This window comes from Spirillospora sp. NPDC048823, from assembly GCF_043198445.1.
Lineage (GTDB): Bacteria > Actinomycetota > Actinomycetes > Streptosporangiales > Streptosporangiaceae > Spirillospora.
On the sequence record NZ_JBICUT010000002.1, the window covers coordinates 567,503 to 587,915 of the forward strand.

The 20,413-nt window shown below is 71.1% G+C and carries 14 protein-coding genes and 2 tRNA genes; 13 read left to right on the top strand and 3 right to left on the bottom strand.

The window, feature by feature from the left end; translation table 11 throughout:
- Positions 1–70: 70 nt before the first annotated feature.
- Entirely contained in the window at positions 71–2,986 is a 2,916-nt protein-coding gene (locus tag ACGFK0_RS06125; RefSeq protein ID WP_392900913.1) for a UPF0182 family protein, read from the bottom strand.
- Positions 2,987–3,104: 118 nt separating this feature from the next.
- On the opposite strand from ACGFK0_RS06125, the gene ACGFK0_RS06130 reads away from it, so the two are divergent.
- The 4 genes from ACGFK0_RS06130 to ACGFK0_RS06145 all read left to right on the top strand — a co-directional run bounded on the left by ACGFK0_RS06130 (position 3,105) and on the right by ACGFK0_RS06145 (position 5,376).
- Positions 3,105–3,641 (top strand): PPA1309 family protein, encoded by a 537-nt coding sequence (locus ACGFK0_RS06130; RefSeq protein ID WP_392900916.1) that lies wholly within the window; start codon positions 3,105–3,107, stop codon positions 3,639–3,641.
- A 103-nt stretch (positions 3,642–3,744) separates the two neighbouring features.
- A complete protein-coding gene (locus tag ACGFK0_RS06135) occupies positions 3,745–4,161 on the top strand; it encodes a molybdenum cofactor biosynthesis protein MoaE (RefSeq protein WP_392901441.1) in 417 nt (138 codons plus the stop codon).
- Between the two features lie 27 nt (positions 4,162–4,188).
- The gene (locus tag ACGFK0_RS06140; RefSeq protein ID WP_392900919.1) at positions 4,189–5,238 is read left to right on the top strand and encodes a PDZ domain-containing protein; all 1,050 of its coding nucleotides are present in this window, start codon (positions 4,189–4,191) and stop codon (positions 5,236–5,238) included.
- A gap of 64 nt (positions 5,239–5,302) precedes the next feature.
- Positions 5,303–5,376 (top strand) — tRNA-Met (locus tag ACGFK0_RS06145).
- Positions 5,377–5,610: 234 nt separating this feature from the next.
- On the opposite strand, the gene ACGFK0_RS06150 is transcribed toward ACGFK0_RS06145, so the two are convergent.
- On the bottom strand, positions 5,611–6,747 hold the full coding sequence (locus ACGFK0_RS06150; protein WP_392900923.1) for a PucR family transcriptional regulator: 1,137 nt from the start codon (positions 6,745–6,747) through the stop codon (positions 5,611–5,613).
- 119 nt (positions 6,748–6,866) lie between these two features.
- On the opposite strand from ACGFK0_RS06150, the gene ACGFK0_RS06155 reads away from it, so the two are divergent.
- Both ACGFK0_RS06155 and pruA read left to right on the top strand, forming a co-directional pair.
- Positions 6,867–7,769, top strand: a complete 903-nt coding sequence (locus ACGFK0_RS06155; protein WP_392900926.1) for a proline dehydrogenase family protein — start codon at positions 6,867–6,869, stop codon at positions 7,767–7,769.
- Between the two features lie 15 nt (positions 7,770–7,784).
- Positions 7,785–9,416, top strand: coding sequence for an L-glutamate gamma-semialdehyde dehydrogenase (gene pruA / locus ACGFK0_RS06160; protein WP_392900929.1), 1,632 nt, complete (start codon positions 7,785–7,787; stop codon positions 9,414–9,416).
- Here pruA and ACGFK0_RS06165 read toward each other — a convergent pair.
- Positions 9,413–10,621 (bottom strand): cytochrome P450, encoded by a 1,209-nt coding sequence (locus ACGFK0_RS06165; protein WP_392900932.1) that lies wholly within the window; start codon positions 10,619–10,621, stop codon positions 9,413–9,415. The two genes, pruA and ACGFK0_RS06165, sit on opposite strands and share 4 nt — an antisense overlap.
- A gap of 59 nt (positions 10,622–10,680) precedes the next feature.
- Here ACGFK0_RS06165 and ACGFK0_RS06170 point away from each other — a divergent pair, with 59 nt between their 5' ends.
- The 7 genes from ACGFK0_RS06170 to ACGFK0_RS06200 all read left to right on the top strand — a co-directional run bounded on the left by ACGFK0_RS06170 (position 10,681) and on the right by ACGFK0_RS06200 (position 20,368).
- Positions 10,681–11,313 (top strand): TetR/AcrR family transcriptional regulator, encoded by a 633-nt coding sequence (locus ACGFK0_RS06170; RefSeq protein ID WP_392900936.1) that lies wholly within the window; start codon positions 10,681–10,683, stop codon positions 11,311–11,313.
- A gap of 32 nt (positions 11,314–11,345) precedes the next feature.
- A tRNA-Met gene (locus ACGFK0_RS06175) sits at positions 11,346–11,419 on the top strand.
- Between the two features lie 234 nt (positions 11,420–11,653).
- Complete coding sequence (locus ACGFK0_RS06180) at positions 11,654–13,696, top strand: AAA family ATPase (RefSeq protein ID WP_392900940.1); 2,043 nt, start codon at positions 11,654–11,656, stop codon at positions 13,694–13,696.
- 66 nt (positions 13,697–13,762) lie between these two features.
- Positions 13,763–15,121 (top strand): FAD-dependent oxidoreductase, encoded by a 1,359-nt coding sequence (locus ACGFK0_RS06185; RefSeq protein WP_392900943.1) that lies wholly within the window; start codon positions 13,763–13,765, stop codon positions 15,119–15,121.
- A gap of 55 nt (positions 15,122–15,176) precedes the next feature.
- Positions 15,177–15,545, top strand: coding sequence for a DUF3054 domain-containing protein (locus ACGFK0_RS06190; protein ID WP_392900946.1), 369 nt, complete (start codon positions 15,177–15,179; stop codon positions 15,543–15,545).
- A 140-nt stretch (positions 15,546–15,685) separates the two neighbouring features.
- The gene (locus ACGFK0_RS06195; RefSeq protein WP_392900949.1) at positions 15,686–17,335 is read left to right on the top strand and encodes an AMP-binding protein; all 1,650 of its coding nucleotides are present in this window, start codon (positions 15,686–15,688) and stop codon (positions 17,333–17,335) included.
- A 54-nt stretch (positions 17,336–17,389) separates the two neighbouring features.
- Positions 17,390–20,368: an AMP-binding protein gene (locus ACGFK0_RS06200; protein WP_392900952.1), complete on the top strand. Its 2,979-nt coding sequence runs from the start codon at positions 17,390–17,392 to the stop codon at positions 20,366–20,368.
- Positions 20,369–20,413: the final 45 nt, after the last annotated feature.

The window sequence follows — 20,413 nt, forward strand, 5'->3', positions numbered from 1 at the left end:
CACTGGATTCGGCGGCACTGGGGCCGCCCCCGCCGCATCACGGCGGGAGCGGCCCCGGTGCCGCGTCGACTCAGCTACCCGACGGTGTCGCGCTCGGCGAACCCGACGGGCTGGGCGAACCGGACGGGCTCGGCGAGGCGGCCGGCGCGGGCTGCCCCGCCGCCGCCAGCGCCGCCTGCGCGTCCTTGATCCGCTTCCAGGCGTCGCCCATCGCCGGATAGTCGCCGTTCTTCCGGGCGCTCTCGTAATCGGTCACGGCCTTCTGCAGATCCGCGATCGCCTTCTGCGCCGCCGCGCTCAGCTGCGGCGGCTGATCGCCGCCCTCGTCGTCCGGCGGCGTTTCCGGCGGCGCCGTACTCGCGCCGCCGAGGACCTGCTCCAACGCGTCGTCGAGAGTGTCGGCGGCTGCGATCTTGTCGCCGTACCGAACCAGGATCTTGCCGAGGATCGGGTACGGCTGCTGCTCCGCGCCGCCCGCCGCCTTCGTGTACATCGGCTCGACGTACAGCAGGCTCCCCCCGAACGGGATCGTCAGCAGGTTGCCGGGCACGGTCTTCGTACCGCCCTGTCTCAGCGCGAACAGGTCGGACTTCACCTTCGTGTCCGTCTCGAACGAGTTCTGCACCTGACCGGGCCCCGCCGGCTGCGCGTTGCGCGGCATCTGCAGGACCTGGATCTGGCCGTAGTCCTTGCCCGGCGTCGACCCGACCGCCATGAAAGCGGCCAGCTGCGGGTTGTTGCGCGGGTTGAACACCGTCGTCAGCGAGAACGACTCGGCGTCCTGGCCCGGCATCCGCAGGCTCTGGTAGTACGGCGGCTGCCGCTTGCCCTGGTTGGCCGGGTCCTGCGGCACCTCCCAGAAGCCCTCACCGTTGTAGAACGCCGACGGGTCCGTCACGTGATACTTCGCGAGGATCGTCCGCTGCGCCTTGAACAGGTCCAGGGGGTAGCGGAAATGAGCCTCCAGCTCGGGCGGGATCGACGAACGCGGCTGGACGGTGTCGTCGAACACCTTCATCCACGTCTTGGTGATCGGGTCGTTCTCGTCCCACTGGTACAGGTGCACGGTGCCGTCGTAGGCGTCCACCGTCGCCTTCACCGAGTTCCGCATGTAGTTGATGTGGTCGTCGGCCTGCCGCGCCACCGCCGACCGCGTGTCGGTGATGGTGTCGCGGGTCGCGTCCGCGAGGCTCATCTCCTCCGAGTACGGGTAGCTGTTGGACGTCGTGTAGCCGTCCAGGATCCACAGGATGCGGCCGTTGACCACGGCCGGGTACGGGTCGCCGTCCAGCGTGAGCCACGGCGCCGCCTTCTGCACCATCTCCCGCGGCGAACGGTCGTACAGCAGCTTGGCGTTCTCGTTGATCGCGCCGGACAGCAGGAGGTTCTTGTCCTGGAACTTCGACGCGTACAGCAGCTTGTTGAAGAACGAGTCGATCGGGACGCCGCCCTGCCCGTCATAGTTGCTGCTCTGCTGCCCCGACGCGCTGTTGTCGGGGTAGTTCAGCTCCTGCTGGCCGGTTCCGCCGACCACCGAGTACGCCGCCGAACGCTCCCCGAAGTAGATCTCCGGCCGTTCCAGCTTGATCTTCTGGTCGGGGGACACCGGCATGTTCTTGGTGATGAAGTCGGGCACGCCGCCGTTGGCGAAGCGGTCCCCGTAGGCGGACACGAACCCGTAACCGTGCGTGTAGACCATGCGGTCCTTCACCCAGCTGCGCTGGCCCGCGGGCGCCCCGGACAGCTCGCGGAGCGCGACGATCGTGTCGACCAGCTTGCCGTCCACCTGGTAGCGGTCCACGTCCAGCGTGTCGGGGAACTGGTAGAACGGCCTGATCCGCTGGAGCTGCTGGAACGTCTCGCCCACCACGTTCGGGTCGAGGACCCGGACGCCGCCGAGCCTGTCGGCCTCCTCCTGGAGCTTCTTCTCGTCGGTCACCGGTTGCTGCCCGTACTGGACGACCTTCGCGCCGTCCACGCCGTAGGCCTTGCGGGTGGCCGTGATGTTGCGGGAGATGAACTCGCGCTCCTTGGCCAGTTCGTCGGGCTTGACCTGGAACTGCTGGATCAGCAGCGGGTACACCCCGCCCAGCAGGATCGCCGACAGCACCAGCAGCGTGAACCCGACGCCGGGCAGCATCATGCCGCGGCGCAGCAGGTTGCCGAAGAACATCGCGGCGCACAGCAGCGCGATGACCGCGAGGATCGTCTTGGCCGGCAGCAGCGCGTTGACGTCGGTGTACGACGCACCGCTCGACACCCCGCGTTCGGAATGCACCAGACCGTACCGGTCGAACCAGTAGGCGAACGCCTTCAGCAGGATGAACACCCCGAACAGCACCGACAGATGCGCCCGCGCGGGCGGGCTCGCCTTGTCGCCCGGCCCCTGCAGCCGCAGCCCGCCGTACAGGTAGTGCACCATCACCGCGGCGACGATCGACAGGATCACGGTCGCGAAGACCACGCCGAGGACGAGCCGCAAGAACGGATACGTGAAGACGTAGAACGAGATGTCCTTGTGGAACTGCGGATCCTCCACGTTGAACGGAGTCCGGTTCAGGAACGCCAGCCACACCGGCCACTGGCCCGCCACCGACGAGCCGGTCAGCAGCCCGAGCAGCCCCAGCAGCGACCAGGCGATCAGCCGCCTGCGCGGATCGATGACCGCCCGGTAGCGCTCCAGACCCTGCTGCTCCACCGACAGCGGCCGGTACGCGGGCCGCAGCCGGTACGCCACCGCCACGTTCGCGCCCACCACCAGCGTCATCAGCAGCGCCGCCCCGAAGAACAGCGCCACCTTCGCCTGAAGCTGCGTCGTGTAGACGTCGGAGAAGCCGATGGAGCGATACCAGAGCAGGTTCGTGTACGTCGCCGTGAAGACCATGAAAACGATCAGCAACACCGCGAACACCACCAGTATCGGCAGCATCAGCCGTGTCCGTCCGGTTCCGAGCCGGCGCCCGAAACCGGGAGTCCGGAAGGTCAAGAGGCCCCTCCGATCGAGATCTCGCCCACCGGCCGCCCGCCGGTGCTGTAGATGCAACTTACCGACTCGCACGGGGGTTCCCGCACTTCCCCGTACCGAATGTGGGAAAGATGGCCCCGTGAGTCTTCTGGAAGAAGTCGTGCTGGACCTTGAACGTCATTCGGCGCAGGAGGGCTGGGACAGCGCCCCGCGCCTCTACGCCCTCGTCCGGAGCACCGAACTGCGCCGAGCCGAACCCGGCCTCGCCGACCAGCTCGGCCTGCCCCCGGACGCGGACACTCTAGCCGCGCTCGAACAACCCGCCCTACCCGAGCGCGACGCCGTCGAGGAGGCCCTCGCCTCCATCGCCTGGCCCGAAGCCGTCGAAGGCTGCGCCCTCGTCATGGAACGCGTCGTCCTGCCGCCCGAAGTCGAGGAGGACATCCCCGAGGACGAGGCGGAGGCGGCCGCGTTCGCCGCGTCCCACCCCGGACGCGAAGACGTGCGCATGGTCGTCGGCGTCCTCCGCGACGGCGCCCGCCACTCCGCCCTCCGGCTGCGCCGCCACGACTCCGACGACGAAGTCCTCGCCGGCCCCGACCTCGTCCCCGCCCTCGCCGAAGCCCTCGCCGCCACCTTCGAACCGGACGAACCCGGCACGCCCGCGGAGGGGTAGCCTGCGGAGGGTGAGCCACGACGGTGTTGACGGACACGCTGTTGACCGACCGGGTGTCGACCGGCCGGGTGCCGACCGGGACGGACCCGAGGGCACCGACGGCGTGATCCGGTTGATCGGCGTACGTGACACACCCCTGTCCATCGACGAGGTGTTCGCCGCCGTCGGCGCCTCCGGCGCCGGCGGCGTCGCCGTCTTCGCCGGGACCATCCGCGACAACGACCACGCCCGCGCCGTCACCGGCCTCGCCTACAGCGCCCACCCCACCGCCGAACGGGAACTGCGCGCCATCGCGGAAAAAGTCGCCGCCGACTACCCCGTCCTCGCCCTCGCCGCCGTCCACCGCGTCGGCGACCTGCGGATCGGCGACACCGCCGTCATCGTCGCCGTCTCCTGCCCGCACCGCGCCGAAGCGTTCGACGCCTGCCGCCGGCTCATCGACGACCTCAAGGCCCACGTCCCCATCTGGAAGCACCAGACCTTCGCCGACGGCGGCGACGAATGGGTCGGCGCCTGTTGAGCGCCCCGACCGCATAGAGTTTCCGGCATGTCTCGTCGTGCCGCCACGCTCACCGTCGCGAGCGTGATCATTCTCGTGCTCGCCGTCGTCGGCTCAGCCATGCCGGTGCCGTACGTCGCGCTGATGCCCGGGCCAACGCAGAACACCCTCGGCACGAACGACAAAGGGCAGCCGCTGATCCGGATCGACGGCCGCGAGGTCTACCCCGCCACCGGCCACCTCAACTTCACCACCGTCACCTACCGGGGCGGCCCCGGTGGACGCATCGACCTGTTCACCGCCCTGCGCGGCTGGCTCGCCGGCGACACCGCCATCGTCCCCGAAGAGACGATCTTCCCCGACGACGAGTCGCAGAAGCAGATCGACGAAGAGAACACCCGTCAGATGCAGAACTCCCAGCAGAGCGCCGAAGCCGCCGCCCTGCGCCAGCTCGGCATCCCCGTCACCACCAGCGTCGTCGTCGAGAACGTCCAGAAAGGCCGCCCCGCCGACGGCGTCCTCAAACCCGGCGACGAGATCACCGCCCTGAACGGCACCAAGGTCACCGGCGTCACCCAGGTCATCGACAGCATGGGCGGCAACAAGATCGGCGAACCGGTCACCCTCACCTACAAGCGCTCCGGCGAAGAGCGCAAGGCCACCGTCAAGACCGTCGCCGACCCCTCAGGGAAACGTCCCGTCGTCGGCATCGTCCTCTCCGACCGGTACACGTTCCCATTCAAGATCGACATCAGCGTCGGAGACATCGGCGGCCCCTCCGCCGGACTCATGTTCAGCCTCGCCATCATCGACAAACTCACCCCCGGCACCCTCACCCAGGGCAAATTCATCGCCGGCACCGGAACCATCACACCCGACGGCGAAGTCGGCCCCATCGGCGGCATCCAGCAGAAGATGGTCGCCGCCCGCAAAGCCGGCGCCACGATCTTCCTCACCCCCGCCGACAACTGCGCCGACGCCGGCACCGCCCGCCCCGACGGCCTCCGCCTCGTCCGCGCCGACACCCTCCAAGGCACCCTCAACGCCATCAACGCCATCAACTCCGGCAAAGGCGACGTGCCCGCCTGCACCAAATAACCCGCCCCACCCCACCGGCCCGTCCAAACCACCCCCCGCCATGCCATAGACTTTCAACCATCACCGCGGGGTGGAGCAGTTCGGTAGCTCGCTGGGCTCATAACCCAGAGGTCGCAGGTTCAAATCCTGCCCCCGCTACGGGTCCTGGGGTCCGCGTGGTCAGTGCTTTGCACTTTCCCTCGCGGGCCCCTTCGCCGTTTTCGGGGGGCGACCCCCGGGCCCCCGTCTCCTCCGCCATCCCCCACCCGCCCGCCCCTGGGGCTTCGCCCCTATCCCCCCTCGGCCCGCCCCTGGGGCTTCGCCCCTATCCCCCCTCGGCTTCGGGCGCTATCCCCCCTCGGTTCGGGTCCTGTCTCCCTCTCCCTTCTGGGGCTATCTCCCCTTGGGGTGGTGGTCTTGGGGTTGCTTGTTCTCGTCGGCTTCCTTGGGTAGGTGGGGGGCCAGGGTCAGGGCCAGGTGGAGGGTCAGGCGGTCTTGGCCGTTCGTGAGGGTCAGGGACGTCAGGGTCTCTATGCGGCGCAGGCGGTGGTAGAGGGATTGGCGGTGGATGTTCAGGGCCTGGGCCGTTTTCTGCACGTTGCCGGCCAGGTCCAGGTACGTGCGGGCCGTCTCGGCCAGGTCCGGGTGCTGTAGCAGGCGGTGGGTGCCCGGGGTCTGGGTCGACCGCGTCAGGGCCTCGTCGCCTGCGGTGCGCAGGAGGCGCAGGACGCCCAGGGACGTCCAGTCGCGGGTTTCGCCGGGGGCGGCGGTGCGGGCGGCCACGCGGGCGCGGAGCCAGCCCTCGTGGACGTGGTCGAGTGTCGGGCACGGGGAGTGGACGCCGGCCCGGACGGGGGCGTTGCGCTCTTCCAGGAGGCGGCGCGCACGGTCGATGGTGGCGGGCGCGGAGGCTGAGGCCGGGATCAGCAGGACGTGGTCGCGTTGCCACAGGGTGGTCAGGACGGAGTGGGGGAGCAGCCAAGGGTTGAGGGGCTCCGGAGTTGGCGTTCGCAGGACCGCGACTGTGAAGGGTGGGTCCGCGACTCCCGCGTTCGCCAGGTCGTCGGCGGCCTGAATCCGGGCGCCGGGATGGGTGGAGAGAAGGTCGGCGACCTTCCAGCCGAGGTCGTCGCGTTCCCTGGCCTGGCGGGCCATGAGGAGGCCGGCGCGGTCGCAGAGGGGCATCGCGCTGGCCGCCTGGGCGGGGGTGATGCGCTCCTGGTCGTCCAGGAGCCAGAGGTAGCCGTAGGTGACGTTGTTCCAGCGGACGGGCAGGCACAGGCGCCCCAGCTGGCCGAGCGAGACGTCCGCCGGGATGCGGACGGGGCCGGTGGCGCGGGCGATGCCGTGGCGCTCGAAGCGGGCACGGACCGCGTCGGTCGCGCGGCGGTGCAGGATCGAGTCCACCCGGACGGGGTCGATGGTGTCGTCGTGGGCGGCGTAGGCCACGAGGTGGAAGTCGCGGTCCTCCAAGGTGGCGGGGGCGCGGAGGAGGTCGGCCGCGTGTTCCGCGATCTCCTGGAGGTCCATCGGAACGTCCTTCGTACGTTTGTATGAAGAAGTCGGTGCCGGGAAGTGGCATTTGACTATACGGCGTGGGGGTGAAGGCCTCCTAACGTGCGAGGTGTTCTTCGGCGTTGGAGGTTCCGGTGGTCGGTTCTGTGCTGCTGGCGGCCGCGCGTAGTGGGCGGGTTCGTGACCTGGTGACTTCCGTGCCCCTGACCAGGGGTGTCGTCGACCGGTTCGTCGCCGGAGACGATCTCGATGCCGCGGTCGGCGTCGTTCGGGAACTGGGGGCGGACGGGCTCGACGTCACTCTCGATCATCTCGGGGAGGACACCAGGGATCGGGAGCGGGCGCAGGCGACCAGAGACGCGTATCTGCGGATGTTCTCCGTCCTGGGAGACCAGGGGCTCGCGGGTGGCGCCGATGCGTCGGTGAAACTGTCGGCCCTCGGGCGGGCGCTCGGCGGCGACCTCGCCCTTGATCACGCTCGGGAGATCTGTGCCGCGGCCGGGCGGGCAGGAATGACGGTCACGCTCGACATGGAGGATCACACGACGGTCGACTCGACCCTGGAGATCCTCGGCAAGCTCCGCGCCGACTTCCCCTGGGCGGGAGTCGCGATCCAGGCGATGCTGCGGCGCAGCGAAGGTGATCTCCGGGACCTCGCGGGGGCGCGGGTGCGGCTGGTCAAAGGCGCCTACGCGGAGCCCGCGTCGGTCGCCTACCAGGGCAGGCGCGACGTCGACCGCGCCTACGTGCGGGGGCTGCGGACGCTGATGCGGGGGGACGGATACCCGATGGTCGGCAGTCACGACCCGCGGATGATCGAAATCGCGCTGGCCCTGGCCGCCGGGAGGCCGCCGGACTCCTACGAGTTCCAGATGCTCTACGGGGTCCGGGCAGCCGAGCAGCGGCGGCTCGCGGAGGGCCACCGAGTGCGCGTCTACGTCCCGTACGGGGCGGACTGGTACGGCTACTTCATGCGGCGCCTGGCCGAACGGCCCGCCAACCTCGTCTTCTTTCTCCGTTCGATCGTTTCCCGCTGACCAGGAGGTTCTTCCGTGGACGCCGTGACCAACGTTCCGCCGCCGGTGAACGAGCCGGTACACGGGTACGCCCCGGGCAGTGCCGAGCGGGCCCGGCTCGAGTCCGCTCTCGCCCGGCTCGCCGCCGAGGTCCCGATCGACCTGCCCATGACCATCGGGGGAGAACGGCGGCTCGGCGGCGGGACGAAGGTCGCCGTCGTGCAGCCGCACCGGCACGCGTCCGTCCTCGGAACGTTCGGCACCGCCACCGGAGACGACGCGCGCGACGCCGTCGAGGCCGCACTGAAGGCCGCCCCGGCCTGGCGGGCGCTGACGTTCGACGACCGGGCCGCGATCTTCCTGCGGGCCGCCGACCTGCTGTCCGGGCCGTGGCGGGAGACGCTGCTGGCCGCCACGATGCTCGGGCAGTCCAAGACCGTCCAGCAGGCGGAGATCGACAGCCCATGCGAACTGGTCGACTTCTGGCGGTTCAACGTGCACTACGCGCGGCGGATCCTCGCCGAACAGCCGATCAGCGGGCCGGGCGTGTGGAACCGCTCCGACCACCGCCCGCTGGAGGGGTTCGTCTACGCGATCACCCCGTTCAACTTCACCGCGATCGCCGCGAACCTGCCGGCCGCGCCCGCGCTGATGGGCAACGTGGTGGTGTGGAAGCCGTCCCCGACACAGACGTACTCGGCCGTCCTCCTCATGCGGCTCCTGGAGGAGGCCGGCCTCCCGCCCGGCGTCATCAACCTGGTCACCGGTGACGGGCTGGCCGTGTCCGACGTGGCGCTCGCACACCCCGAACTCGCCGGAATTCACTTCACCGGATCCACGGCGACGTTCAAACGGCTGTGGAAGACGGTCGGGAACAACATCGAGAAATACCGCGGATATCCGCGGCTCGTGGGGGAGACGGGCGGTAAGGACTTCGTCGTCGCCCACCCCTCCGCCGACCCGGCCGTGCTGAAGACGGCGCTGGTGCGCGGGGCCTTCGAATACCAAGGGCAGAAATGCTCCGCCGCGTCACGGGCCTACATCCCGCGGTCGATCTGGGACGGCGGGTTCAAAGAGGAACTCGCCGCCGAAGTCGACGGGCTCACCATGGGAGACGTCTCCGACCTCGCCAACTTCATGGGCGCGGTGATCGACGAACGGGCCTTCGCCAAGAACAAGGCGGCCATCGACCGGGCCCACGCCGACCCCGGCGTCGACATCGTGGCCGGCGGAACCTACGACGACTCGGCCGGATACTTCGTCCGGCCGACCGTCCTCGTGTCCGGCGACCCCGAGAACGAGATCTTCCGGGACGAGTACTTCGGGCCCATCCTCGGCATCCACGTCTACGAGGACGGACGATACGACGAGATGCTCGCCCAGATGGAATCGGTGTCGCCGTACGCGCTGACCGGCGCCGTGATCGCCGGCGACCGGGCCGCCGCCGCGCACACCGCCGAAGTCCTCCGGTACGCGGCCGGCAACTTCTACATCAACGACAAGCCCACCGGCGCCGTCGTCGGGCAGCAGCCGTTCGGCGGCGCGCGGGCGTCCGGCACCAACGACAAGGCCGGATCCGTGTTCAACCTGCTGCGCTGGACATCGACGCGCTCCATCAAGGAGACGTTCGTCCCGCCGACCGACTACCGGTACCCGCACATGGGTTAGGCGCTCCCGACGCCCGTGGCCGGGAGGGTCACCCAGCCACGGGTGAAGGGGGACGAGATCCGTTCGGCCTGCTCCAGGTCCACGCCGACGTTCGGGTGGGTGCGCAAGAGCTCCTCCAGGGCGACGCGGGCCTGGAGCTTGGCCAGATGCGACCCGATGCAGAAATGCACGCCGCTGGAGAAACCCAGGTGGCGCGGGATCTCACGGGTGATGTCCAGTTCGCCCGCCGACGGGCCGAACTCGCGTTCGTCCCGGTTCGCCGACCCGAACAGCATCATCACCTTCTCGCCCGCCGGGATCTGCGTCCCGTGCAGCGTCACCGGCCGTGTCGTCGTGCGGGCGAGCGCCTGCACCGAACCCTCCAGACGCAGGAACTCCATCAGCGCGTTCGGGATCAGAGACGGGTCGGCGGCCAGACGTTCACGCTGGCCGTGGTCGCCGTCCAGGAGCGCCACGGCGTGCGAGACCAGGTTGCCGGTCGTGTCGTTGCCGCCCGCGACCATGACGAAGCAGAAGCCGAGGACGTCCCAGTCGGTGAGGCGCTCCCCGTCCACCTCGGCGGCCGTCAGCGCGCTGATCAGGTCGTCGGACGGATCGGCCCGGCGCGCCGCGATCACGTCGGTGAAGTAGGCGAACATCTCGGCCACCGCCTCGGCCGCGCCGCCCTTGATCGCCTTCACGTCGAAGCCGTCGTCCTGCAGGGTCGTCAGCGCGGTCACCCACGGGTCGAACCGCGCCCGGTCGGCCTCCGGGACGCCCAGTAGATGCGCCAGCGCGAACGTGGGGAGCGGTGAGGAGAAGTTCCGGTGCAGGTCGGGCGTCTCGCCGTCGGCCGTCATCTCCTCCATGAGCCTGATCCGGGAACGGACGAACTCGCGGAGCAGGTCTTCGAGCGCCGCCGTCCGGCGCGGGGTGAAACCGTGGCTGATCAGGCGCCGCAGCACCGTGTGGCGCGGCGGATCGAGCATCACGATCGTCGGGGCCAGGCCGAGCGTGCCGATCTCGTCCCGATAGAACGTCAGGCCCTGCGCGGATGAGAACGTCCCCGCGTCCCGCGTCGCCGCCCAGATGTCATCGAAGCGGGACAGCGCCCAGAACGGCGGATCCGCGTGGCGATGGACGGGATCGTCGTCGCGGAGCCGCCGGTACACGGGATAGGGATCGGCCTGGAATCCGGGATCGAACGGGTCGTACACGTCCGCCATGGCGCGGGCCTCCGGTACTAACAGGCGTCGTTATTAACGCTCCCTGTTAGTATCATTCCGTGCCCAAAGACGCAACGGCCACCAGAGAACGGCTGCTTCGCGCCGGCGCCCACCACTTCGCCGCCGACGGCATCGACGCCGCCCGCACCCGCGACATCATCGCCACCGCCGGACAAGGCAACGACTCCGCCATCACCTACCACTTCGGCTCCCGCGCCGGACTCCTCGAAGCCATCCTCCGCGCCGGCGTCGCCCGCATGGAACCCGCCCGCACCACCGCCCTCGACCCCGCCGACCTCCACGCCACCGTCGCCGCCATCGTCCACCCCACGGCAGGCGAACTCCGCACCCCCCAAGGACGCGACTTCCTCCGCATCACCGCCCAACTCGCCGGACGCGCCGGAATCCGCGACCACCGCCCCCCGCCCGTCCTCCACGGCACCCGCCTCAACCGCCAACTGCACACCCTCGAAACCGCCTGCCGCGCCCGCCTCCCCGAACCCCTCGCCCTCGAACGCATCGCCATGTTCATCGCCTTCCTCACCGCCGCCCTCGCCGACCGCACTGGCCGAACCCGCCCAGGCACCGAAGAAAGCTCCCTCCTCGACCACGACGCCTTCGTCGCCGACCTCACCGCCATGCTCACCGCCGCCCTCCAAGCCCCCCGCGCCGGCCGCAACCGGTTTGCCTAACCACCCCCAGCCCCATACAGTTAAGACATCACCGCGGGGTGGAGCAGTTCGGTAGCTCGCTGGGCTCATAACCCAGAGGTCGCAGGTTCAAATCCTGCCCCCGCTACGGGTCCTGGGGTCCGCGTGGTCAGTGCTTTGCACTTTCCCTCGCGGGCCCCTTCGCCGTTTTCGGGGGGCGACCCCCGGGCCCCCGTCTCCTCCGCCATCCCCCACCCGCCCGCCCCTGGGGCTTCGCCCCTATCCCCCCTCGGCTGGCCCTCTCGGCTATCCCCTCGGGGGTTGGTCCTGTCGCCCTTTCTTGTTGGCGGTTAGCGTTGGCGGGGTTGCTGGGTTTCTGGGCTTGGAGTCTTTGGTGGCCTACGGCGGGACGGTCGGGGATCGGCTGCGGCATGCGCGGCGGCGGCGGTTCGTGGGGCGCAGCGGGGAGATCGAGCTGTTCCGCGGGGCGATCTCGGACGGGTCGTTCGCCGTGCTGTTCCTGCACGGGCCCGGTGGGGTCGGCAAGAGTGCGCTGCTTGCGGAGATGGCGGAAGCCGCACGGCAGAGCGGGGTCACGCCCGTGCTCGTGGACGCGCGGACCGTGACCCCTGAGGCCTCCGCCTTTCTGCGGGCCGTGGAGGCGCCCGGGGCGGGGCGGTACGCGGTGCTGATCGACACCTACGAGCTGCTCGCCCCGCTCGACGACTGGGTTCGGGAACATTTCGTGCCCGGATTGCCCGCCGACACCATCGTCGTGATCGCCGGGCGGGACGCGCCCTCGGCCCGGTGGGTCGCCGACGCCGGGTGGCATGAACTGCTGCGTGTCGTGTCGGTGCGCAACCTCAGTCCATCGGACGCCCTTGCCTATCTGAGAGTCGAGGGGGTTCCCGAGGAGCTGCATGACCACGTTCTGGAACTGGCGCACGGGCACCCGCTGACTCTGTCGCTGCTGGTGGACTTGGTGCGCCGGCGGGAGGACGTCCCTCGAAGCCTGCGCGTTGCGCCGGACGTCGTGCGGGCGCTGCTTGCGCGGCTGGTCGACCGGGTTCCGAGTTCCCGGCATCGGGAGGCGCTCCAGATCTGCGCGCATGCGAGGTTCACCACGGAAGAGCTTCTCCGCGCCATGCTCGGGGACGATGCCCCGGCACTCTTCGGCTGGCTGCGGACGCTGTCGTTCATCGAGGAACGCGAGTTCGGGCTGTTTCCGCATGATGTCGTGCGGGACATCCTGGACGCTGATCTGCGGTGGCGTGACCCGGACGGGTACGCGGGGCTGCACCGGGGGCTGCGCAGACGTTTCGTCGAGCGGGCGCGGAAGGCCGCCGACGACGAGCGGGTCAGGCACCAGAACGTCGCGGACATCATGTTCCTCAGCAGGGACCACCCCATCGTCAAGGGATACTGGCAGCTCACCGGGCTCGGGCAGCTGTCCGCCACCGGCCTGCGGCCCGGGGACGCCGAGACCGTTCTCGCCATGACCCGCGAACAACAGGGCGAAGAACAGGCCGCGCACGCCGCGTACTGGATCGAGCGGCAACCCGATGCCTTCGGGGTCTTCCGGGACGAGGCGGGCGAACCGTTCGGTTTCGCGGCGTACCTGGAGCTGCAGGAGGCCGACCTCGGAGACGACCCGGGTGCGCGGGCGATGTGGGAGCACGTGGTGCGGCACGCCCCGCCCCGGCCCGGGGAGAACGTCATGGCCTGGCGGTTCTTCATGGACGCCGAGCCGGACGCGCGGCCATCCCGGTCGGAGACCATGATCCGGCTCTGGCACGGGCAGGAGATCATCACCGGGGCCGGCAAGGCGTGGGACCTCGTCGCCGTCCCGTCGGAACGCGAATACTGGGACCCGCTGCTGTCCTTCTTCGACTTCCACCATGCCGCCGAGGCCGGCTACCGGGTCGGCGGACGGCCCTACGACGTCTACGCCCACGACTGGCGGGTCCTCGGGGTCGACGACTGGCTCGCGCTGACGGCCGAACGGGAACTCGGCGCCCCCGTCACCGCATCGGCGGCGAGTGCGCCCGAACTCGTCCTGTCGCAGCCGGAGTTCGCCGACGCCGTCCGCGCCGCCCTGCGCGACCTGCATCGCGCCGACCGGCTCGCCGGCAACCCGCTGCTGCGGTCCCGGCTCGTCCGGGAGGCCGGCGCGCCCGCCGCCGAGTTGCGGAGGCTCGTGGAGGAGGCCGCCGGGACGCTGCGGGACGACCCGCGCGAAGAATCGCTGTACCGGGTCGCCGACCGGACCTTCCTGCGTCCGGCGCCCACACAGGAACGCGCCGCCGAGATGCTCGGGCTGCCGTTCAGCACCTACCGGCGGCACCGCAACCGGGCCGTGGAGCGGATCGCCGCGTGGCTGTGGGAACGCGAACTCTACGGAACCGGCCACCAGGTGGACAGCTAGTGGCCTGGCAGGTGGACAGCGGGCCGTCGCATCGTCGCCTCATCGACCGACAACGGGAGGCACGAGATGCGAGGCAACGCAGAGCACGCGGTGGTCCTCGGCGCCGGCATGGCGGGGCTGCTCGCGGCACGCGCACTTGCCGGGGCGTACGAGCGGGTCACGATCGTCGAGCGTGACGAGACATGGACGGGACGGGCGCGCAAAGGCGTCCCGCAGGGCAGGCACGCCCACATCCTGCTGCCGCGCGGGCAGCAGATCCTGGAGAAGTTCTTCCCCGGCGTGGAGCGGGAGCTGATCGGCGGCGGCGCCGTCGTCGCCGACCCGGGAGCCGATCACCACTTCGTCATGGGCGGCCACCGGCTCGTGCGGCGGGCCGGCGCGGAGCGGGCGATCCAGACGAGCCGGCCGCTGCTGGAGCGGGTCGTGCGGGAGCGGGTCGCGGCGCTGCCCGGCGTGCGGTTCGCGTGCGGGCGCGACGTCGTCGGGCTCCTCACCGACGGGCCCGGCAGGGTCACCGGCGTGCAGGTCATGCCGAGGAGCGTCGGCGGCGCCGCCGAGGAGATTCGCGCCGATCTCGTCGTCGACGCCATGGGACGCGGTGGGCGCACCCGGTACTGGCTGGAGCGGCTGGGACACGAGTCCGTGCCCAAGGAGGAGATCGACGTCGCCGTCGGCTACGCCTCCCGCCCGATCCGGCTGGCGCTGGACGCGCGGACCGGCAAGGCCGTCGTGGTGGGGCCGCGGCCCGGACGGCCGAAGGGCATGGCGATGGTCGCCGTCGAGGGCGACCGGTACCTGCTGACCGTCGCCGGCCTGGACTGCCGTCCCCCGGCGGACGAGGACGGCTTCCTCGCGTTCGCGCGGGAACTCGCGCCGCCGGAGGTGTTCGAAGCGATCCGCGCGGCCGAACCGCTGGACGACATCGCCGTACACCGGTACTCCTCGGATCTGCGCAACCACCACGAGCGGGTGCGGGGACTCCCCGAAGGGCTCATCGCCACCGGGGACGCGCTGTGCAGCTTCAACCCGATCTACGCGCAGGGCATGACCGTGGCCTGCCTGGAGGCCGAGGTGCTGCGCCGCTGCCTGGACGAGGGCCCGCACGGGCTCACCAGGCGGTACTTCCGCTCGGTGGCCAAGGCGCTGAACGACCCGTGGCGCATGGCGGTCGCCGCCGACCTGTCGATGCCGGAGGTCGAAGGGCGGCGGTCACCGGCCGTCAAGGCCATGAACGCCTACGTGGACCGCGTCCAGGCGGCCGCCTCCCGCGACGCGGACGTCGCGGAGCAGTTCTTCCGCGTCATCGGGCTGCTCGACCCGCCGGCGGCGCTGATGCGGCCCTCGATCCTGATCCGCGCCCTGGTTCCCATCGGGCGTGGCGGCGATTCGCGTGCGGGTGTCCGGGAAGAGCGCGCCGCCGTGTGAGGCCGTCCGCGCACCGCCACCGCCTCGGTGGTGGCGGTGCGCATAGCCTGGGCGCATGCGAAACGGCGGGGCTGGGCTGCTGGACGTGGGCTGCGTGCTCGTTTTCGTTGCCATCGGGCGAGCCACACATGAGGATGCGGCAAGTTTCACCGGCTACGTCACGACGGTCTGGCCGTTTCTCGTCGGGGCCGGTGCCGGGTGGATCGCCGGCCGGGCGTGGCGGCGGCCGGAGGCGCTCGTGCCCGCGGGCGTCGCCGTCTGGGCGACCACCGTGGCCGCCGGAATGGGGCTGCGGGCCCTGTCGGGAGACGGCACCGCCGTCGCGTTCGTGATCGTGGCCAGTGTCTTTCTGGGCTCGACGATGCTCGGGTGGCGTCTCGCCGCCCGTCTCGTCCAGGTGAGGAGAGTGTCCCGGCAGGGATAGAGCCACCGGGTTTCTTGTGGGACGTCTCCAAATGACCGCCCGGTCTCTTTGCTGATCTTCCCAGTTGACGGAAACGTGCCGTCCTGATGAAGTTACCCGCGAGTCACGTGGGTGACCGAGGGCATGTCGAAAGGGACACGATGGCATCTGCGCTGCGCGACTGGCTGGAGAAGCCGAACAGCGGACGCGGCGTCCACCTGGCGGCCGACGACGGCGGCTGGGAGTACCGCGACTACGGCGAGCTGGCCTCCGCCGCGCGACGCACCGCCGGCGCGCTGATCGAGGAGGGCGTACGGCCAGGAGACGTCGTGTGCCTGATCCTCCCCACGGACTTCACGTGCATCGAGACCTACTACGCGGTGTGGGCGGCCGGCGCGACCGTGTGCCTGATCACCCCGCCCCTGTTCCAGGACGGGGACGACTACGTCGCGCACGTGGCGGCGATCCTGCGGCAGGCCTCGCCCGCGCTGGTCGTCGCGTCCAAAGACCTGTCCGAGTACGCGGGCCGGGCCATGGGCGAGGCCGGGATGAGCGGCGAGCCGTGGCGTCCGCGGCAGGCGCCGGAGGAGGCGGCGGTGCAGCCCGCCGGAGAGCTGGCGCTGCTGCAGTTCACCTCCGGGTCCAGCGGAGCGCCGCGCGGCGTCATGGTCACCTGGGCCAACCTGGAGGCCAACTGCGACCTGATCACGCGGACCTCCGGCTACGAGGACGGGGACGTGGTGGCCACGTGGCTGCCGCTCTACCACGACATGGGGCTCATCGGCACCTTCATCACGCCGATCGCGCGGCAGGGCATGCTGCGGCTGATGCGGCCCGACCACTTCATCCGTGACCCCGCACGGTGGATCAGGTGCTTCGACGAGGCCGCGCACACCGCGGCGCCGCCGTTCGCGTACGCGTACTGCGCGCGGCGCGTCAAGCCGGAGCAGCTGGAGGGCCTCGACCTGTCCGGCTGGAAGATGGCGCTGATCGGTGCCGAGCCCATCGACCCGCACACGCTGGAGGTCTTCGCCCGGCTCGTCGAGCCGTTCGGGTTCTCGCGGACGATGTACAAGCCCGCCTACGGCATGGCGGAGACGACGCTGCTGGTCACCATGGACAGCGAGCAGCGCGACCCGCTCGCCGTCCGGCCCGACCCCGAGTCGCTGTCGTTCGGCGAGCCCGTCCGCATCCTGGACCAGCACACCCTGGGGCCGGAGTCGCTCGGCGCGAAGGCCGGGTGGGTCGTCGGGTGCGGTACCCCGGAGAGCGACGTGCCGGTCGTGATCGTCGACGACGACGGGGTCGAACTGGGGGACGGGCTGCTCGGGGAGATCGTCGTCGGTGGGCCGTCGGCCTGCCCGGGGTATTACGCGGGCGCCGAGGCCAAGTCGACGCGGTTCATGGACGGCAGGGTCTACACCGGCGACGCCGGCTTCTTCCACAGGGGCCAGCTGTTCGTGCTCGGGCGGATGGGCGACAGCATCAAGGTCCGCGGACGGTCGGTGTACGTCGAGGACCTCGAATCGAAGATCGCCGAGGTGAGCCGGCTCGGCAAGGGCCGCATCGCGGTCGTCGGCGTGCCGGGCGCGGGACAGAAGGGCCTCGCGCTGTTCGCCGAGACGAAGGACGAGTCGTGGACCGGCGCCGTCCGCGAGATGCTGCGCCGCCGCCTCGGCGACGACGTGGAACTGACGATCGTCGTCGGCACCGGGCTGATCCACCGCACGTCCAGCGGCAAACCGCGCCGCCGCTACATGTGGGAGCGGCTGCGGAACGGCCAGATGGACGGGGCACGCATCGTTCCCTGACTGCTGAAGCCGGTCATAACGTAACGTCGGCGGTGATTCCGTGAAAGGTCGACGATGCCGGCTGTTGCCAAAACGCTTCTGCGCCTGGGTTCCCGCCTGGGCTCCACCGCCCAGAACGCCCTCGAGGTCGCCCGGTTCGGCGGATTCGAGACCGAGGAGGACGCCTCGCCCTGCGAGGTGGTGACCGAGCAGCGCGTGTACCGGCTGCGGCACTACTTCCCGGAGTCGGCGGGCGGCCCGGTGGTGCTGCTCGTCCCGCCGCTGATGATCACCGCGGAGGTGTACGACATCTCCTCGCGGGTCAGCGCGGTCGGCGTGCTGCACGAGCTCGGCGTCGACCCGTGGGTGGTGGACTTCGGCGCCCCGGAACGGGAGCCCGGCGGGCTGGAGCGGACGGTCAGCGACCACGTCCTGGCCGTCAGCGACGCCGTCGACCGGATCCGGAAGGCCACCGGGCGGGACGTGCATCTCGCCGGGTACTCGCAGGGCGGCATGTTCGTCTACCAGGCCGCCGCGTACCGGCGCAGCGAGGGCATCGAATCGGTGGTGACGTTCGGCAGCCCGGCCGACACCAGCGTCGGCCTCCCGTTCGGGCTGCCGAGCCGGCTCGCGTCCGAGGGCGTGGGACGGATCCCCGACGCGCTGCTCGGCGGGTTCGCCGTGCCGGGGTGGGTGACGCGCATGGGGTTCCAGGTGCTCAGCCCCGTCAAGTCGGTGCGGTCGCGGGTCGACTTCATCCTCCAGCTGCACGACCGGGAGCGGCTCGCGCCGCGTGAGCGGCAGCGGCGGTTCCTGGAGCGGGAGGGCTGGGTGTCGTGGCCCGGCCCGGCGCTGGCGGAGTTCATCCGCCAGTTCATCCAGCACAACCGGATGCTGACCGGCGGATTCGTCATCGGCGACCGGCTCGTCACGCTCGCCGACATCACCTGCCCCGTGCTGACGTTCGTCGGCGAGGTCGACGAGATCGCGGCGCCGCCGATGGTCCGCGGGATCAGGCGGGCCGCGCCGCGCGCCCAGGTGTACGAGGCGTCCCTGCGCGCCGGGCATTTCGGGCTCGTCGTCGGCGGCCTCGCGATCGGGCGGACATGGCCGGCGGTCGCCGGATGGGCGAAGTGGCGCTCGGGCGAAGGGGAACTGCCGGACATCGTCGCGCCGGTCGCCGGGGACGAGGAGGCCGTCCCGGCCGGGCTGCCCGGCGGGTCCGCCGGGTACGGGCTCCAGCTCGCGATGGGCATCGGCACGAACGCCGCCCGGTCCGCCGTCCGCACCGCGTCCCGGGCGCTGCACGGCACCCGGCAGCTCACCGGCGAGGCCGCGCAGAACCTGCCGCGGCTGGCCCGGCTGGAACGCATCCAGTCCGACACGCGCATGTCCATGGGGTTGCTGCTGGACGAGCAGGCCGGACGCCGGCCCGGCGAAGTGTTCTTCCTGTATCGGGGGCGGGCCCACACGCATGACGCCGCCAAACGGCGCATCGACGCCGTCGTCCGCGGCCTGATCCACATCGGGGTCCGGCACGGCGACGCGGTCGGGGTGCTGATGGGCACCCGGCCGACCGCGCTGGCGCTCGTCGCGGCGCTCAGCCGGCTCGGCGCCGTCGCGGTGCTGCTGCGCCCCGACGGCGACCCCGCCGCGGAGGCGCGGCTGGGCGGCGTGACCCGCGTGATCGCCGACCCGGAGCACGCGGCGCGGGCCGCGAAGCTGGACGGCGTCGACGGCTACCTGCTCGGCGGCGGACGCGGCGGACGCGGGCCGCTGGCGGACACGCCGCTGACGGACATGGAGACCATCGACCCGGCCCGCGTCGAGCTGCCCGGCTGGTACCGGCCGAACCCGGGGCGCGCGGGCGACCTGGCGTTCGTCGTCTTCACCGGCGACGGGAGGCGCCTGCGGGCCAGCCGGATCACCAACCGGCGCTGGGCCCTGTCGGCGTTCGGGACGGCGTCGTCGGCCTCCCTGTCCTCGTCCGACACCGTGTACAGCATCACGCCGCTCCAGCACCCGTCCGCGCTGCTGATGAGCCTCGGCGGCGCCGTCGCGGGCGGCGCCCGGCTCGCGCTCGCCGGCTCCCACCACAGGGAGATCGACCCCGAGATGTTCTGGGACGAGGCGCGCCGCTACGGCGTGACCGTCGCGTCCTACACGTGGACGCTGCTGCGTGATCTGGTGAACGCTCCGCCGAATCCGGCGGAGCGGCATCACGCCGTCCGGCTGTTCATCGGCTCCGGCATGCCGCGCGGCCTGTGGCGCCGTGTGGAGGACCGGTTCGCCCCGGCCCGCGTGCTGGAGTTCTACGCCTCCACCGAGGGCGAGTCGGTCCTGGTCAACCTGAGCGGCAAGAAGCCCGGGTCGCTGGGACGCACGCTGCCGGGCAGCGCCGGGGTGCGGCTCGCCCGGTACGACCTGGAGAGCGGACGCCTGGAGGAGGGGCCGGACGGGTTCGCGGTCGAATGCGAGCCCGGCGAGATCGGCATGCTGCTCGCCCGGGTGCGGCTGGCGGCGATCGGCGCCGCGGCCCGTCCGGTGCGCGGCGTCTTCGCCCCCGAGGACGCCTGGACGATCACCGGTGACCTCTTCCGCCGGGACGAGGACGGCGACTACTGGCTGGTCGGGCGGGAGGCCGAACTGGTCCGGACGGCGGAGGGCATCGTCCCGCCGGGCCCGATCCGCGACGCGCTCGGCGACCTGCCCTACATCGACACCGTCGCCGTCTACGGCGTCCCGGTGGGGGAGGCGGAGGTCGTGGCGGCGGCGGTGAGCCTGCGCGACGCGGGGGAGTTGAAGCCCCTGGACCTGTCGGAGGCGCTGCTCCGGGTCGAGCCGGGGCTGCGGCCCGCGATCGTGCGGGTCGTGGACGAGGTGCCCGTCACGGCGGGGCGGCGGCTCTGGACGGCGCCGCTGCGGGACGAGGGCGTCCCGCCCGCCGGGGACGGCCGCACGTACTACCGGAACAAGGCGGGCGCGTACCGGCCGCTGACGGACGCGGCGCGGCGGCGGCTCCTCGCGGCCGCGGCGCCCCGCGAGGCGCGCTGAGGGCCGGAGGTGTAGGTCACGGCTGATAAGCCTGGACTTACACCC

What these genes read in the sequence shown, in the direction of transcription:
- ACGFK0_RS06200 (WP_392900952.1), top strand. Translation starts at nt 17,390, where the DNA reads ATGCCGGCTGTTGCCAAAACGCTTCTGCGCCTGGGTTCCCGCCTGGGC.
- ACGFK0_RS06165 (WP_392900932.1), bottom strand. Translation starts at nt 10,621, where the DNA reads ATGGCGGACGTGTACGACCCGTTCGATCCCGGATTCCAGGCCGATCCC.
- ACGFK0_RS06185 (WP_392900943.1), top strand. Translation starts at nt 13,763, where the DNA reads ATGCGAGGCAACGCAGAGCACGCGGTGGTCCTCGGCGCCGGCATGGCG.
- ACGFK0_RS06140 (WP_392900919.1), top strand. Translation starts at nt 4,189, where the DNA reads ATGTCTCGTCGTGCCGCCACGCTCACCGTCGCGAGCGTGATCATTCTC.
- ACGFK0_RS06150 (WP_392900923.1), bottom strand. Translation starts at nt 6,747, where the DNA reads ATGGACCTCCAGGAGATCGCGGAACACGCGGCCGACCTCCTCCGCGCC.
- ACGFK0_RS06190 (WP_392900946.1), top strand. Translation starts at nt 15,177, where the DNA reads ATGCGAAACGGCGGGGCTGGGCTGCTGGACGTGGGCTGCGTGCTCGTT.
- ACGFK0_RS06195 (WP_392900949.1), top strand. Translation starts at nt 15,686, where the DNA reads ATGGCATCTGCGCTGCGCGACTGGCTGGAGAAGCCGAACAGCGGACGC.